A 16476-nucleotide genomic window follows, 5' to 3' on the forward strand; every position below is an offset into this window, starting at 1 on the left:
GCAGGAGCACGTGGTGTTGTGAAAATCAACGAAACAGCTGTTCAGGTTATTGTTGGAACCGATGTTGAGTTTATTGCAGATAAATTAAAAAATGAATTAGATAAATAAAACTAAAAAACCCGTGATTTTCAACTTGAAAATCACGGGTTTTTATTTTAATTGCGGATATTTTTAGATAAGAATAGAGTTATTGATTTGTTAATTTTATGAAAATTTTGCACTTCCTACACTGGTTAGGTATAATGGAGGATAGGATGAGCTTACTGGGCAAAAAAATGCATAGTTATCTTTAAGCTGAACGCAAAATTTGCCATCCGTATTAAACGCTTTATTGAATCCAAGGAGGGTTACAATATGAAAAAAATACTAGTAGTAGATGATGAGAAGCCGATTTCAGATATTGTGAAATTTAATTTAACTAAAGAAGGATATGAAGTTTTTACAGCGTATGATGGAGAAGAAGCCTTAGCGATGGTACCCGATGTGGAACCAGATTTAATCTTATTAGATTTAATGTTGCCAAAGGTTGATGGTTTAGAAGTGTGTCGTGAAGTTCGTAAAAATTATGATATGCCGATTATTATGGTAACAGCTAAAGATTCAGAAATCGATAAAGTTTTAGGACTTGAATTAGGAGCAGATGACTATGTTACGAAGCCTTTTTCAAATCGTGAATTAGTAGCGCGAGTTAAAGCCAATTTAAGAAGACACGGTTCAATTGGAACAGCTGTTGTGGAAGAAGAAGACAACAATGAGATTGAAGTAGGTGCGTTAACGGTGCATCCCGATGCCTATATCGTTTCAAAACGTGGTGAAAAAATTGAATTGACGCATCGCGAATTTGAATTGCTGCACTATTTAGCAAAACATCTAGGACAAGTTATGACAAGAGAACATTTGTTGCAAACGGTTTGGGGATATGACTATTTTGGTGATGTTCGAACAGTCGATGTAACCGTAAGACGTTTAAGAGAAAAAATTGAAGACAATCCTAGTCATCCAGCTTGGTTAGTAACAAGACGTGGTGTTGGGTACTATTTGAGAAACCCTGAACAGGAGTAATCGTTCATGAATAAACGAATTAAAATTTTTCAATCCATCCATTTTAAAATTGTTATTGTATTTGTATTTCTGTTAATCGTAGCGCTAGAAATTATTGGTGCTTATTTTGTCGGACAATTGGAAACACAAATGGTTGATAATTTTCAAGAACAAATGAGGCTAAGAGTGGGATTTTTGGATAACAATCTGCAACCCTTATTAAAAAAGCCCGATTCCAAAAATTTTGAATCGGATGTTAGGAGATTGTTAACGGACTTCTCGGCTAAAAATGTCATTAAAGCAGAAGTGATAGATGGGAAATATTATATTGTTGGGACAAGTGATTACCAAGAAAACATGGTAGGACGCAAATCTACGGACTTTGACGTTAAGCAGGCATTGTTAGTTGGAAGTGAAATAACAAGGCAGTATTCAGACGAAAGCACCAATGAACGTGTTTGGAAATTGGTTGTGCCGATTATTTCAGATGACAATAAGGTGCTAGGAGTCATTAATTTAGAGTCGAATATTGAATCAGTATACGATCAAATTAACGATATTACGCTCATTTTCTTTAGAGCATCAATGATTGCAGCGGTGGTTACAGTCATTTTAGCGCTGTTTATTTCCCGGGCAATAACGAAACCTATTTCCGAAATGAAAAAACAAGCGATTCAAATGGCTGAAGGAGATTATTCCGGACAAGTGAAGATTTACGGACAAGATGAACTTGGTCAGTTGTCACTGGCTGTTAATAACCTTTCTACAAAAGTAGAAGAAGCACAAGAATCGACAGAAGCGGAGAGACGTAGGTTAGATGGTGTGCTAGCACATATGTCAGATGGTGTTGTGGCTACAGATCGTCGTGGGAAAGTCGTTATTATCAACGAAACAGCGTTGGATTTACTGAATTTAACACAAGATTACGCTTTAGGACACTCTATTTTAGAAATTCTAAAAATCGAGCATCATTTTACGTTCCGTCAGTTGTTAGAAACACAAGAAGAGTTGATATTGGATTTCTCAACAGAAGAGAATGAAGTGACTTTACGTGGTGAATTTTCATTGATTCAAAGAGAGACTGGATTTATTAGCGGTTTAGTTTGTGTGTTACATGATATTACGGAACAAGAAAAAGTGGAGCGTGAACGTCGTGACTTTGTATCAAATGTCTCTCATGAATTGAGAACGCCATTAACCAGTATGAGAAGTTATTTAGAAGCATTGAATGATGGGGCATGGAAGGATCCTGAAATCGCACCTAAATTCTTAGCAGTTACTCAAGAAGAAACAGATCGCATGATCCGCATGATTAGTGATTTGCTAAATCTTTCGCGAATGGATGCAGGAAAAGATGTTCTTTCATTGGAATATGTCAATATCAATGAATTGTTTAGCCATGTGCTAAATCGGTTTGATATGATGATTCAATCCAATGACAAACCTGAAAAACCTTTTGTCATTAAACGCGAATTTACCAAACGTGATTTATGGGTTGAAGTTGATGCGGATAAAATGATTCAAGTAATGGATAATATTATGAATAACGCTATCAAGTATTCGCCAGCAGGAGGAACCATTACATGCCGATTGGTTGAAACGCACAATAGTGTTGTTTTAAGCATAGCCGACGAAGGCTTAGGAGTTCCTAAAAAGGATATTCCGCATGTCTTTGACCGTTTCTTTAGAGTAGATAAAGCCCGTGCTAGATCAATGGGTGGAACAGGGCTAGGTTTAGCAATTTCAAAAGAAGTTGTACAAAAACATGGTGGGAAAATTTGGTTAGAAAGTGCTGAAAATGTAGGATCAACCTTTTTCATTGCCTTACCTTATGTTCCATATGAGGAGGATGAATGGGAATGAAAAGCATGCATTTTATTCGAGGATTTTTGATTTTTCTAGTCGCCTTAAGTTTAGTATTAACGTGGGCGATTTGGACAATGCCAGGAAAAGATGAAAAAAAAGCGAATAGCAATACGAGTAAACTCTCAGAAATTACCGTTTCTAGAAAAGACAATGAAGTCTTTGTTCCGACAATGGTTGTTCTCCATAAAAACAACATGAAGGAATTGACGGTAGATACTGACATAATGAGAAATTTTAACAAAGAATTTGCAACATGGTCATTTGCTTCGATTGATTCTTCAGAAGTATATTCAGGAGAAGACTACACTGAGAAACTTTCAGAAAATAATAATGTTGAGCTTGTTTTTCCAAATGAATTGCCATTAGGGTTATTTAGTAAGTTTTTTGGGAAACTAGCAAATGTCTATAAAAATGAAACCTTCCAAAGAATTACTGTTTCATTAGATGATCCCACTAGCATTCATTTTTACAATGACCGCGAACAGAAAATTTACTCAGGTGAGCTAGAGAATGGCGATAAGAAAAAACTTAATGAGCTGTTAGATGCTGATGATAAAAACTACACATCGGTTTCTCTTCAAAAGCTAGGAAGTAAGTACGTGTACCTGCCAACAGAAGAAGTGAAATTGCCACAGTATGCGTATATGGTAGAAACACAACCCAATAGTTTCTTCATTTATCGTTTGTTTGATGATACCTCTGAAGTCAAAGAATCAACTGCAGAGGCAGGTTATGAACAATTCAATGATAATATTAGCCGAATGAAAGTAAGTCAATCTACGAATATTTTGTCGTATTATCGTAATCGAACAACTACAAACAAACTTGATTTAGTTGATATGCTGAAAAGTAGTTTCTATGAATTACAAAAATATGAAAATTGGCCTGGATCCGTTCATTATTTTAATTACAATAACCAAAAACAACAAGCCATCTACAGGCGTTACATTGAAGGATATCCAATTTTTAGCAACACTAGTCAAACTAGCACGAATGAAGACGATTTGGGAGCGACTTATATTACCGTATCAGAAAATGGGTTATCACAATTGCAAGTGCCTTTAATTGTTGCTCAGACTCCTTTATCGGATAAAGAAGACGAAAAACAGTTGGCAAAAGGCAGCGATATTTTAGCTTCCTTGAATCAAGTTGGAATTGAAAATGAACAAATCGAAGGTCTTGAAATTGGGTATTGTTGGACGAATAGTAAAGAGTCTAGTCGTGTTGTCGATCTTGAACCTAGTTGGTATGCATGTATCAATGGAGTCTGGTTAAACGCAGAAAGTTTAATTAGACAAAAAGGAGGAGCTACAGATGGACTTTAAACGAATAGAGATTATTTTTACCATTACATTTCTATGCTTAAATATCTTTTTGCTCTCTTCTTATTTGGACAAAAATAAAATTGTATCGTATCAAAATGACAGTAGCTTGAAAATCAATACTTTGGAAGAAATGAAGAAGGAATCAATTGAAGTACCTTCAAAATTATCGGATGAGAAAATAGCGGTTCCCTTTGTTAAAGCTGAAAATGAAGATCTTTTAGAACAAAATTTATCAAAACTAAACAAACAAACAGTCAAACGGATGGAAAGTAGCAATTTATTATACAGTATTTTAACGAGTTCTTTTGAATTGATGCCAGCAGGACGTGAGTTTAAGCGTTCTGATTTAGCAAAAGTGGATGAATTTATTAAAAATGATCAAATTCTTTTTGGTAGTGAGTATCAATATTTCAAATTTACTCCAGATAAAAAAGAGTTGGTGTATACTCAAGTTGCCAATAACATTCCAATCACAGATGGAACGGGCCAAATTACCTTCCATTTAGATAATGATAACCGTATTATTTCTTATGAACAAACCTATGCAGGACCTGTGAAGGTGACGGGTAAAAGTCGTGAGTTGATTTCTGAGAAGCGAGCTGTTGAATTGCTTTATCAAAATAGCGAAGTTCAAGCAAACAGTGAAGTTCGCAAGCCGATTTTAAGCTATCATCGAACATTAAGTCTAAAAGATTTAAGTATTTATGGACCTATTTGGTATATTGAAGTGAAAACGTCGAATGAAGTAAAAATTAAACTTGTAAATGCCATTGATGGATCAATTATTAAAGATTTGTCTAGTCGAACAGATGGAACTGATTCAGCTAGTGATGTGTCGGATGGGAATATGGAATAAATGAACAAGCTTCCTAAAATGAAGCTTGTTTTTTTAGTTAAATATAACCTTTCCTTATTTGCATTCCTCCATTTTTGATGTAAACTATAGAAGATAGATTGAGGAGGCACTAGTTTCATGATGATGGAGAATAATCAAGGATTAAAAGTCAGTATTCTAGCGAGTGGCAGCTCAGGAAATGTGACGTATATAGAGTCCGCCAATCAACGATTATTGGTAGACAGTGGGTTAAGTGGGAAAAAAGTAACCGAATTAATGAAGCAAATTGATCGCGATATTGCAGATGTTGATGGGATATTGGTTACACATGAACATCGTGACCATATTCACGGAGTAGGCGTCTTGGCTCGCAAATACAAGCTTGACGTATATGCAAATGAAAAAACATGGGCAGCAATGTCCCCTATTATTGGCGAAGTCAAAACAGAACAAAAACATATTTTTGAAATGGGCAAAGTAATGACAATCGGTGACATTGACGTGGAAAGCTTCGGCGTTTCTCATGATGCGGTGGAACCCCAATTTTATTGCTTCCATAAAAACAATAAACGTTTTGCAATGTTAACAGATACAGGTTATGTAAGTGACCGTATGCGAGGTGTGATTCAAAATGCAGATGCGTATCTTTTTGAAAGCAATCATGATTTAGAGATGCTTAGAATGGGCCAATACCCGTGGTCTTTAAAACAGCGTATCTTAGGCGATAAAGGACATTTATCAAATGAAGATGGCGCAATTGCTATGGCGGATGTATTAGGAGACGCAACTAAGCGAATTTATTTAGGACATTTAAGCAAGGATAACAATATTAAAGAATTGGCACATATGACGGCAACGGATATTTTAAAAGAAAAAGGGACAGGTGTTAATGAGACCTTTACTATCTATGATACAGACCCAGAAGTAGCCTCTCCGTTATTTAATGTATAAAATAAAGTCTCTGCATAAGTAAAATTATGTCAGAGCTTTTTTTCATACCACAAAATAATGTGAAACCTTATCGATTTTGAAGAAACTGTGATAGAATTAATAGAAGAATAGCGTATTTTTTCCTATAATATTCATATAAAATTCAAAAATTGAAGGTACACTAAGAGTATAAAATACAACTAAAGAGGTGGATGAAAAGTGAGATACGATGCAAATGGAAATCTTATTCCAGAAGAAAATAATCAAACAGAAGTAGAAAAAAATGAATTCGTAAGTTCAGAAAATGAAGCTAAAATATCGCAAGAATCTTCTCAAAATGTTTCACGGGAAACACCAAAAGAAACACCTAAAAGAGCTTCATCAAGCTCTTCGACGAATGGAAACGGTGGAAATGGAGGCGGTCGTCCGCCAAAAGAACCAGCAACGAATCCACCACGTAAATCGGGTGGTTCTTGGAAGAGTGGCTTAATCGGTGGACTAATTGGTGGTTTGATTATCGCTTTAGTCGGTGGTGGATTAGCATTCTCTTATCTACCAAAAGATAATAGCTCAGTACCAGACACTACAACCAATAAAGGCAACGTTGTAACGAGTAATGTCAAAGCAAACGTAACGACAGATACAACAAAGGCCGTTGAGCAAGTAGAAGATGCTGTGGTTTCAGTAGCGAATATGCAAAAACAAAACCAACAAGGAATGCTTGGTGGGGATTACAGCCAATCTAAAAGCAACGATAGTTCAAATTTAGAAACAACAAGTGAAGGTAGTGGCGTTATCTATAAAAAAGATGGCGATACGGCTTACGTTGTAACAAATAACCATGTAATCAACGGTTCAGATGCTGTTGAAGTCATTTTAAAAGATGGCACTAAAGTTCAAGCCAAAGTTATTGGATCGGATGTTTGGACAGATTTAGCAGTTTTATCAATCCCTTCTGAAAAAGTAAAAACGGTAGCGACATTTGGTGATTCAGATAGCATCAAAGTGGGCGAACCAGCAATCGCAATCGGCTCACCTCTTGGAACAAACTTTGCGACTTCTGTTACACAAGGAATTATTTCTGCGAAAAACAGAACCGTTGCAATGGACATTAACGAAGATGGCGTAGAAGATTGGGATATGACTGCTATCCAAACAGATGCTGCAATCAACCCAGGAAACTCTGGTGGGGCTCTAATCAACATCGCAGGACAAGTCATCGGAATCAATTCAATGAAAATTTCACAAGACACAGTTGAAGGAATGGGCTTTGCGATTCCAAGTAACGACGTTGTGAAAATTATTAGCGAATTAGAGAAAAATGGCGAAATCGTTCGTCCAGTATTAGGCGTTTCGCTTCGTGATCTATCACAAATTTCTGCACAACAACAAGAACGTGTGCTTAAATTACCTGAAAAAGTAACAGAAGGTGTCGTTATTACGGATGTACAAACGAACTCAGCAGCAGAAAAAGCTGGTTTAAAACAATACGACACAATCGTTGAAATCAATGGCACACCAGTGACAGACAATGTGTCTCTAAGAAAAGTAATTTATAACTTAAAAGTTGGGGATAAAGTTGATGTGAAATATTACCGAGATGGTAAAGAAGCAACGGCTAATGTTACGATGGAAGCTTCAAAAAGCCTTTAAAATACAAAAGACCTAAATCTTGATTGATTTAGGTCTTTTTCTATTTAAAGATGTCTGTTCAGCCAATTTAGTAAATCTTGATAGACAAGCAAGTAAGAATCTTCCATTAAAATTTCATGTCGCAATTCCGGGTATGTGCAAAGGGTAATGTCTGTAAATTGCGCGTCTTCCAACTCATGAAAAACCTTTCGAACGCCTTTTCCCATACCACCAACTGGATCTTGATCCCCAGAAATTACTAAAATAGGAAGCTCAGTTGGAATAGTAGTTGCCCATCCTTTTTTGGTGCCATCGTTGAGTAACGTGAAGAGCGTTAAAAAGCCATTGTTTGTAAAAATAAAACCTGTTTGAGGATGCTCTTCATACCAAGCGACATTCTGTTGGTTTTTTGACAACCAATTAAAATCAGAACCAGTTTCCTCAAAATAAGCGCTAAAATTACCAAAAGCTAATTTATCCACAAGTGGATTGCGTGTTTTAGGACTTATTTTATTTAATAACGTTAAAGGACTTAAAATAAAGTTTAATTCAGGCTTTGGACCACTAGTCCCCATTAAAATTGCGCCATCTATCGTATCCCCATATTCCTGAAGAAAGTTACGAACAATAAAGGAGCCCATGCTATGCCCCATTAAAAAATAGGGCAAATGAGGGTAGTCTAGTTTAATTAAATCATGAAGTTTCTTAATATCTTCAATTACGTGCTGTTTCCCGTTTCCTTTTGAAAAATACCCACGATCTTCAACCGTAGCAACAGAGTCGCCATGTCCTAAATGATCATTTCCGACTACAAGAAATTGATTTTCTGATAGATAACGAGCAAAATCATCATACCGATCAATAAATTCAGCCATACCGTGACTAATTTGCAAAATAGCTTTTGGTGTACCAAGGGGTCGCCAGATACTTGCTGAAATAAGTGTTTCCTGATTATGAGATAAGTACGTGATTCGTTCTTTTACGATGATAAAAACCTCCTTTAAAACAATAAATGAATTACTATGATTGTATCATAAAACCAATTGTTCACAAACGACTATTCTGAGAAAAACAGACAGTTAAAGAAAATTGTGGATAAGAAAATCAAAAAAGTAATGAACATTGGGGATAAGTACTGTAAAATGAAAGATAGTAGGATTGTGGAGTGCATAACTTATCCACAAAAAAAAGGAGGTCCTGTGGATGAAACCGATTTATGCTTGTCACGAACACATTGAAGAAGCGCTTGATGACGCTGTTTATACAGGTTTTGAGATGCCTGTATTAGAGCAGTTTACCCCTGTGGATAACGAACAAACAAAATGTACTTATTGCAAAAGTCAACCCATATATATGGTGGCGAATTTCTGTTCGCCTACCAAATCATGATATGAAATTGTGGACATGTGGATAACTTCTGTGGATAACCTGTGATTAAAGGAGAGAAACTATGAATATCAAAATAATTAGTGTGGGAAAATTAAAAGAAAAATATTTAAAAATGGGAATTGAGGAATACGTGAAGCGTCTGGGAGCGTATTGTAAAATCGAATTGATTGAAGTACCGGATGAAAAAGCACCAGAAAAATTGAGTGCAGCTGAAATGATTCAAGTAAAAGAAAAAGAAGGCGAGCGCATATTAAGTAAAATTCCAGAAAATGCCTATGTATTTGCTTTAGCAATTGAAGGAAAACAACGTACTTCTGAAGAATTTTCAAAAGAAATCGATCAATTAGGGATTAGTGGGAAAAGCCAGCTTGTTTTTGTGATTGGTGGATCATTGGGTCTGAGTGACGCGGTTTTGAAACGCAGCAATACACAAATTTCCTTTGGAAAAATGACCTTGCCTCATCAGTTGATGCGGTTGGTTTTGGTGGAGCAGGTTTATCGAGGGTATCGGATTATGAAGGGGGAACCCTATCATAAGTAGTGAGGGTTCTTCTTGGAGAATGGGGTTGTATGGGGAGTATGGAATTAGCTAACAGTTTTAGGGGAATCATAAGAGGGTATATTAATTAATGTAGCTATTGTCTAGTGGTTGGGTGAAAACTATATTTTTGAGTGAAAAAAATCTAACCAAAAATAAGAAACAGCATGAAATTAACATTTGTAAAAATGTATTTCATGCTGTTTTTACTGTTTTATAACTTGTCCCAACTACTTTTTAATATATTTAAAGTATGCCGATGTGAACTAATCACTTGAAAAAGATACAAAAAAGAATTTACCTCAGAAATTTATAAACGAATATCATCGATATTCTAACGATTACTATCAAAATGTTGACTTAAAATATATAAAATTGTATTTTTGTGTAAGCGGTTTAATTTAATAGTGTATAGGTAGGTGAATAAATGAGCAATAAACTAAAATTCGTTATTGGTATTCTATTAGTATGCTGTTTAATTGGCAGTATCCTAATGTATTTACCTTATCGTAAATCGATTGCAGTAGATGCATTGTATGCTAAATTAGAAAAAGAAAATATTTTAAAAAATGAAGTAACAATAACGAATGAGGTTAGAGACTACAAAATAGCAGGTGGAGGGTACACTTTTTATTTTGAAATAAAAAACGATAAAAAAAAATATCGAGCATTTTATTTTTATGAACGAAAAAGCATCATACTCTATCAAGTAAAAGAAGGTGGGGAACCAGATATAATGCTTGATAAAATTAATTAAATACAAGAATAGGAGTGATGGAATGAAAAAAATATTGTTATTAACGGTATTATTAGCAGGATTATTTTGTTTTACTTCAGAATCAAAGGCAATGGATCATTCGGAGTTACAGTCTCTAGCCAATCAGTTTGCATTAACAGGGGATAAATTAACTACTTTTGAAACAGTAGAAAATAGTAGAGGTAACTTATCTAGGCAAATAAGTGTTCCCAGTTATGATGAATTTTTAAATTACCAAAACTTAGGTATTTTACCAGAAGATATGAGTTATGAAGATTACACAGTAGCTTTAAGTGTCCCAGAACCGACAGATCCAGTTGATACAAAATATAGAGAACGTGCTTTTATCCCACAGGCAGGAGATATGTTTATAACAAACGGAACCTCTTCAGCAGGGCTAACAGGTCATGCAGGAATCTTTTTACCAGATGGATCAATCTTGAGTATAGCTGGTTATGGTGCTAAACCAAAGGCTTTGGGTATTTTTGATTGGATGAAAAATTATTCCTCACAGCCTGGTCAATGGACTAAAATTTATCGAGTATCATCTTATAAACCAGGAAATGCCGCGAATTGGGCAATTGCAAATATTAAAGGTAAAAATATCTCTTATGGACTAAGCGGAGGTATTCTTAATCAAGATCCAACGTATTGCTCTAAAATTGTTTATCAATCTTATTATAATACAAATAATAATGGTTTGAATATGATTTTACCTTCTCTTATTTTACCGTATGCGTTACCTAATGTATTTATGCTAGGTTCTGTTCATGTTGGAACGTGGTCTAGTTAACAAGGTGATTTGACGACAAAAAACCACCTGATGGAGAGTCAGGTGGCAAAAAAGGAGTTGTTCATTATACTTTGGAGGAGTTGTTATGAAAAAATGAAAATAAAAAAGTTAGTTTGGTTGTTGTTTAATTTTAGGTAAGAATGTGTGTCATCCTTACTACTCTTTTAGTATACTTACAAAATGTGAAGAAAGTATGTTTAAAAGAGTAAAGAAGTTTGATGAATATAAGAAGTAAAGAATGCTCTCAATGCCTAAAAGGTTTTTGAGAGTATTTTTGTATTCAAGGATTAAAAGTCATTAATAGCAGTTGTTTAATATAAAAAAATGTATCATGTGACAAATAAAATAGACAAGATACTGTATAAAATGTTACTCTGTTTATAGAAGAACGTTAGTTTTTTATAAATCAATAAAGTAAAAGAAGAAGTGTTTGTGTATCTTTTTGAAAAATAATAAAAGAGGATGATTTTTTTTATGGGTCATATTGCATCTGATAGTGGCGCTGCTACAAACGCTATATCTGGTATCCAATCAGTTGAAGTAAACAAAGGTCAACAAGTTTCTTTAGGAGAAAGTAATGTATCTAGTATGAAGACGGGTACAGAAGTAACGAATCAATTATTACCAGATTTAACTAATTTAATTGAGTGTGTGAAAGAACAAGGCAATAAGTTTCCAAAAATTGCTGAATTGATTGCTATTGAAGACAGTAAAATTAAATTCTAAGGAGGATAAATTGAATAATACGACAAATGATCAAGAACGATTAAAATATAACCGTTTGATTACGGAAAAAGAAAATACGCTAGATGATTTAAATAGAGACAAAAGAAAAATTGAAGAATGTATTTCTGAATTAAAAGAAAATCTACATAGGGGATTTCAAGAGTTAAACATGTTAAATAAAGAAAATATTCGGCATGGAGGTAATGAAAATAGACTTATGCAGAGGCACAATGAGGAGCAAGAACATTTTTTTCAAAAACAATTCAGAGATGCGGAACATCAAATTATAGATAACTACAATGCAGAATCAAAGTCAATAAAGGATGAAACGGAAGTTCTGTATAAGAAAAGGAGTGAAGTTCCGTGGGATTAAAATATTCAAGTGCTGATTCATCTAATTTGATACAAGCATTGACTAGTAATTTAAGAAGTGGAGCAGAAGCTGTTAACCAATTAAAATCTGGAAGTCAAAAAGTAGTGGCGGCTATAGAGGGTAAAACATTATCAGGGGCTGCTTACACAGCAGGTAAAGGGTTATTCAGTGAGCTAATCATCCCAACGATTACAAGAGTAACTACAGCTATTGATTCAATCGAACAAGATATTCAGAAATATCAGTCTGCAGATCAAGTTATTTCAAGTGAAGGTTATTTAGATGAAGATAATCTGAATCAGCAAATCGCGATAAAAAAATCTATGAAACTATCAGTAGATGCCGCCGCTGTTATTGCGAAAACTTTGTCAAGAAATAATCCTGTTGCTAAAGTGCTAGATTCATTGTTTGAATTTCAGAGAAATTTAGGAAGAATGTCAAATGATTTACAAGAAGGTATACGCGATTTGGAAAAGAAATTACAAAAGTTGCAACAATTTTCTGCTGAAACAAGTGGGCTGTTTGGCGATAGTTTAAGTGATATGAAAATAGCTATGCAAGGTGTTATGGTATTAAACGCAACGATTGTTAACAGTGATGGAAGCTATACGTTACCCGATGGGGTTGAGAAAAACTGGTTTACATCACTTCAAGATGCTGGTAAAGTCGGTGAAATGGAAGACAAAGCAAAGAATACAGCAATCAAAGAATTAAATGACCTGTTTTCAAAAAATCCAGCAGCAGCGATTGAAAAAATTAAAAATAATGACCGACTATTTGGATATGTCATTGCGGCTTTAGATAAATTTCCGAAAGGACTTCAAGATGCAGCATTGGGTATCTTTATCGCACAAGAAAGCTGGAACCAATTGCCTAAAAATATTGCTCAAAGTATCTTAAACAACCCAAAATTTGGTTTATATGTAGGTAAAATGTCCTTGGATAACCAAGCTAAAGTATATGGGAATTTATTGCATTTAAGCGATAAAGGATGGGATGTATTAGCTCCACTTGGCTATGTGACAAGTGTACTGTCAAAATCAAAAGCTGGAGCTAAAGTCATTGCAGGTTCGAAAGTTGGTTTAACATTATTTAAGAAGTTTAAACCTATCTCTAAATTTATAAAAGAACATCCAGGAACAAGAGAAGGCTTGGCATATGGTGGAGATGCCTTAACAATTACTGCGTATGCCTATGAAGAGTATACAAATCCTAAAAGCCCAGCTTATGGAAATGAAAGTATGGCCTTATATGGTGGTATTAATAGATTTTTTTTAAATGCTGGGATATTAGAAGGCTTGGAATATGGCGGTCCAATAGGGGCTTTTGCGGGTGGTGTTAACACTCTTATACAAGGGGTTGAATTCAAAACGCCTTTTAAATGGTTAGGGGATAATGGTACTATTGGATGGGATGGTATAATGGGTTTTGGAACTAAAGAAGATGCTGAGAAATGGATTGCTGAGCAATATGAAATTTATGAAGAAAGAAATAAAAATTTAAAAGAAGGCAATGTCAGTAAAATAAAAGAAGATTGGTTTGGAAAACAAGAGGGACGAGTTGATGTTAAAGATTTTAATAACGGATTACCGAGGTGGTAAAATTTGGAAAATATAAGTTTTGAACAAGCAGTAAAAAAAATATCCTGTGAGGATATTCGTAATATGGTAAATAGTCGCAAAAATTCAAGTTCTTTTTTTTACAAAATAATAACTAGCTTTATACTTTCAGTATTAGTCACTCTTCCGTCGCTAAATTATTTTTTAATTTTTCCATGTTTTTCTTTTTTATGCTTAAGTATGATATTAATAAAATATTTAAGTCTAAATCGCTTATTTAAAATAGTAAATTATAACAAATTTATGTTCACAATATGGCAGACAGGAATGATTTTTTTTCTAACTGTGTTTTTATATATAAAAGTAGATAAATACCATATCGTGCCTTTTATATATGTTATTTTTGGATACTTATGTTCTTATTATTTAGTACGCTCTAAAATAGTTAATTTTATAAAAACTGAATATCCAGAATCAAGTGAAAAATACCATAAAAAAACAGGTTTACTAAGTCCAAAAACCTCTAAAATATTAAAAACATTCTTGTCAGTAATTATACTCGGTATTCTTTTTTATAGGTTCAACAAATGGTGGTTAATGAATGTTAATTTAAATCCTGAAAATGGAAGTGTTTTTGAATATATTATTTGGGGTGGAATTTTAATTACATTATTAATTGGTTTGACTTTATTACCGACACTAATATTTTCTCCAAGTAGTTATGTAAAAGGGAAATTGTTAGAAAAATATTCTGAAGAGTTTAGAAAACAATACAACTATACAAAAGAAGAGTGGTATGGGAAATAAATGTAAAATTTAGGAAGAATATAAAAATCCTAAAAGTCCTGCTTATGGAAATGAAAGTAGGGCTTTATACGTTGGCCTTAATAAGTTTTTAGTAAATAGTGAGCCATTGGAAGGAGCATAATTAGTGCAGTTTTTAATAAGTTAGTTCAAATGTGAGGGGTTAGAGTTATGTTTATTTTTGTACAAATAGGGATAGTCGTTATAACCGTTATTATTATAAGCAGCTTTATTATAATTGATCGTAAAAAGTTAGAAAAAGAATATATCGTTAGTGAGAAATATGTAATAGAGAAGGGAACACCTGTAGCTTGCAAAAGCTATAGGCACATACGTATTTCCAAAATGAATAATTATAAAGCGATTAACCATTATGTGACAGCAGATGGCAGAAATTTTGAGACGGTGGCAACTACTTTTTTTGATAAAGAATTAGCTATTTTAGATAAGAATGTGGTCGTCTTAAAATTAAGTGATAATAAAGATTATTCACTATTAATTAGCTATGATATGAAAAAAATGTCTAAAAAAAACTTGTCGATAGTAGAAAGTATAGCGGTAGGGGATACAGTGAAAATGAATGATATTGTAGCAAATTTAAGAGAGCAAGTTTTACCTTATACAATTGATACCACGATTCTGGTGAAATAACGGTCAGAGTCAATTTTTTAGACGAATAAAATGATAGATTAGGAGAAATTATGGCCCCATTCTTTTTGATTTTTGCATATATGTGTGTACCGTACTTTGTATATTCTATAGTATTTTCCTGTTTATATAAGATGTACTCTATTAATAGACCAATGAAAAATTTTGCAACTAGAATAGGACAAGAAGTACCCTTAAAGTACAAAGTAATCAGTTTTTTTTGTTTGGCTGTACTGGCAATTATAGGTACATGGCAGGTACTCCAATACTATTTATTTTCGGGAGCCTATTTTTGGTTTGTACTATTAACTGCTGGATTAGTGTTATTGGTTTATCTAGCTCCTATTGGACTCTGTGTTAGTCCATTTATAAAATTTAATTCTAACGGTAAAAACCGTTTAAGAAAGTTCTATTGTAATTTTGTTGGATCGTACACTCTTATGTGGGCGATAATTCTTTTGGTTGATAAAAATATAAAAATTTATAGCGATGAAAGTGGCATTTCTTATCGCAATGGAAACCTACCATTAAAAATGCTAGGTGGGATAGGTTTACTCATTGTAGGTTTGTACGGACTAGTTAGCATTTCTGCAAAATATAGTAACAGTTACCAAAAAATAAAGTAGAAGAATCAGCATGGACTCTCGCATGGTCTTCAATAGTAGTGAAAGTAACAAAAAAAATAAATCATTTGAAAAAAAATAATAGGTATCATTGTGACAAGCCGCTATTTATAGCATTGATGCCACTAATTTTATTGATGAGTTTAGTGGTAGTATTTTTATTATTGGGTGATTTATTTATTCTAGCCACATTAAGGATGAATCTATTCCCTTTTATAATTTTATTTATTGCGGTACTTCTTTTAAGAAAAGTATGGCTAAGCACAAGAGTAGGTTTAAGGATAAAGAAAATAGGCGCTACTGTGTTGACAATAATGTGGTTAATTGTTTTTTTATTATTAGTTTTAAGGATGACTATTAGCTGGGGGATAACTATTAAAACAGATCCCATTTATATTTTAGAGGATAGTATATTTTTACTAGTGAATGGGTACTCATTTATTTGGACATGGATAGATATTAGTAAAACAATAAACTCAAATGATAGATAAACTAATTAATAATTCACATCTATATCAAAAGGTAACTAAAATGGTGACTATTTTAGTTTTTTCTAAAGTTTTAAAAGTGTAAATTATAGATTGTTGAAACAAGTCTAACCGCAAATGTATATTATTTTTATGAACCAATCCTAGAT

At 33.8% G+C, this 16476-nt stretch carries 17 protein-coding genes; 16 read left to right on the top strand and 1 reads right to left on the bottom strand.

What is annotated here, in order from left to right:
- The first annotated feature begins 354 nt into the window (after nucleotides 1-354).
- From yycF to CDIMF43_RS02215, 6 genes are all read left to right on the top strand, one after another.
- Nucleotides 355-1062, top strand: coding sequence for a response regulator YycF (yycF, locus tag CDIMF43_RS02190; RefSeq protein WP_034572575.1), 708 nt, complete (start codon nucleotides 355-357; stop codon nucleotides 1060-1062).
- A 6-nt stretch (nucleotides 1063-1068) separates the two neighbouring features.
- Nucleotides 1069-2904, top strand: coding sequence for a cell wall metabolism sensor histidine kinase WalK (walK, locus tag CDIMF43_RS02195; protein WP_109841070.1), 1836 nt, complete (start codon nucleotides 1069-1071; stop codon nucleotides 2902-2904).
- A complete protein-coding gene (locus tag CDIMF43_RS02200) occupies nucleotides 2901-4232 on the top strand; it encodes a YycH family regulatory protein (protein WP_162532897.1) in 1332 nt (443 codons plus the stop codon). Before walK ends, CDIMF43_RS02200 begins: the two co-directional genes overlap by 4 nt.
- On the top strand, nucleotides 4222-5088 hold the full coding sequence (locus tag CDIMF43_RS02205) for a two-component system regulatory protein YycI (RefSeq protein ID WP_109841072.1): 867 nt from the start codon (nucleotides 4222-4224) through the stop codon (nucleotides 5086-5088). Before CDIMF43_RS02200 ends, CDIMF43_RS02205 begins: the two co-directional genes overlap by 11 nt.
- A gap of 120 nt (nucleotides 5089-5208) precedes the next feature.
- The gene (locus CDIMF43_RS02210; protein ID WP_404989895.1) at nucleotides 5209-6018 is read left to right on the top strand and encodes an MBL fold metallo-hydrolase; all 810 of its coding nucleotides are present in this window, start codon (nucleotides 5209-5211) and stop codon (nucleotides 6016-6018) included.
- Between the two features lie 468 nt (nucleotides 6019-6486).
- Nucleotides 6487-7650: a S1C family serine protease gene (locus CDIMF43_RS02215; RefSeq protein WP_051915751.1), complete on the top strand. Its 1164-nt coding sequence runs from the start codon at nucleotides 6487-6489 to the stop codon at nucleotides 7648-7650.
- Between the two features lie 44 nt (nucleotides 7651-7694).
- Here the strand turns inward: CDIMF43_RS02215 and CDIMF43_RS02220 are convergent, their stop codons facing one another.
- Nucleotides 7695-8639 carry an alpha/beta hydrolase gene (locus tag CDIMF43_RS02220; protein ID WP_332888387.1) on the bottom strand — a complete coding sequence of 315 codons (945 nt, stop codon included), beginning with the start codon at nucleotides 8637-8639 and terminating at the stop codon, nucleotides 7695-7697.
- Nucleotides 8640-8832: 193 nt separating this feature from the next.
- On the opposite strand from CDIMF43_RS02220, the gene CDIMF43_RS02225 reads away from it, so the two are divergent.
- The 10 genes from CDIMF43_RS02225 (at nucleotide 8833) to CDIMF43_RS02275 (ending at nucleotide 16330) form a co-directional block, all read left to right on the top strand.
- Nucleotides 8833-9018 (top strand): CxxH/CxxC protein, encoded by a 186-nt coding sequence (locus tag CDIMF43_RS02225; RefSeq protein WP_074402374.1) that lies wholly within the window; start codon nucleotides 8833-8835, stop codon nucleotides 9016-9018.
- Nucleotides 9019-9079: 61 nt separating this feature from the next.
- Complete coding sequence (gene rlmH / locus CDIMF43_RS02230) at nucleotides 9080-9559, top strand: 23S rRNA (pseudouridine(1915)-N(3))-methyltransferase RlmH (protein WP_034572552.1); 480 nt, start codon at nucleotides 9080-9082, stop codon at nucleotides 9557-9559.
- Between the two features lie 424 nt (nucleotides 9560-9983).
- Nucleotides 9984-10313 (top strand): hypothetical protein, encoded by a 330-nt coding sequence (locus CDIMF43_RS02235; RefSeq protein WP_109841074.1) that lies wholly within the window; start codon nucleotides 9984-9986, stop codon nucleotides 10311-10313.
- A 22-nt stretch (nucleotides 10314-10335) separates the two neighbouring features.
- Nucleotides 10336-11106: a C40 family peptidase gene (locus tag CDIMF43_RS13780; protein ID WP_109841075.1), complete on the top strand. Its 771-nt coding sequence runs from the start codon at nucleotides 10336-10338 to the stop codon at nucleotides 11104-11106.
- Between the two features lie 474 nt (nucleotides 11107-11580).
- On the top strand, nucleotides 11581-11832 hold the full coding sequence (locus CDIMF43_RS02245) for a hypothetical protein (protein ID WP_034572549.1): 252 nt from the start codon (nucleotides 11581-11583) through the stop codon (nucleotides 11830-11832).
- Nucleotides 11833-11842: 10 nt separating this feature from the next.
- The gene (locus CDIMF43_RS02250) at nucleotides 11843-12205 is read left to right on the top strand and encodes a hypothetical protein (protein WP_109841076.1); all 363 of its coding nucleotides are present in this window, start codon (nucleotides 11843-11845) and stop codon (nucleotides 12203-12205) included.
- Nucleotides 12196-13806, top strand: coding sequence for a T7SS effector LXG polymorphic toxin (locus tag CDIMF43_RS02255; RefSeq protein ID WP_109841077.1), 1611 nt, complete (start codon nucleotides 12196-12198; stop codon nucleotides 13804-13806). Before CDIMF43_RS02250 ends, CDIMF43_RS02255 begins: the two co-directional genes overlap by 10 nt.
- 3 nt (nucleotides 13807-13809) lie before the next feature.
- On the top strand, nucleotides 13810-14571 hold the full coding sequence (locus tag CDIMF43_RS02260) for a hypothetical protein (protein WP_109841078.1): 762 nt from the start codon (nucleotides 13810-13812) through the stop codon (nucleotides 14569-14571).
- Between the two features lie 168 nt (nucleotides 14572-14739).
- Entirely contained in the window at nucleotides 14740-15219 is a 480-nt protein-coding gene (locus tag CDIMF43_RS02265; RefSeq protein WP_109841079.1) for a hypothetical protein, read from the top strand.
- A 661-nt stretch (nucleotides 15220-15880) separates the two neighbouring features.
- On the top strand, nucleotides 15881-16330 hold the full coding sequence (locus tag CDIMF43_RS02275) for a hypothetical protein (protein WP_109841081.1): 450 nt from the start codon (nucleotides 15881-15883) through the stop codon (nucleotides 16328-16330).
- Nucleotides 16331-16476: the final 146 nt, after the last annotated feature.

Origin of the sequence: Carnobacterium divergens (assembly GCF_900258435.1) — a bacterium.
Taxonomy (GTDB): Bacteria; Bacillota; Bacilli; order Lactobacillales; family Carnobacteriaceae; genus Carnobacterium; species Carnobacterium divergens_A.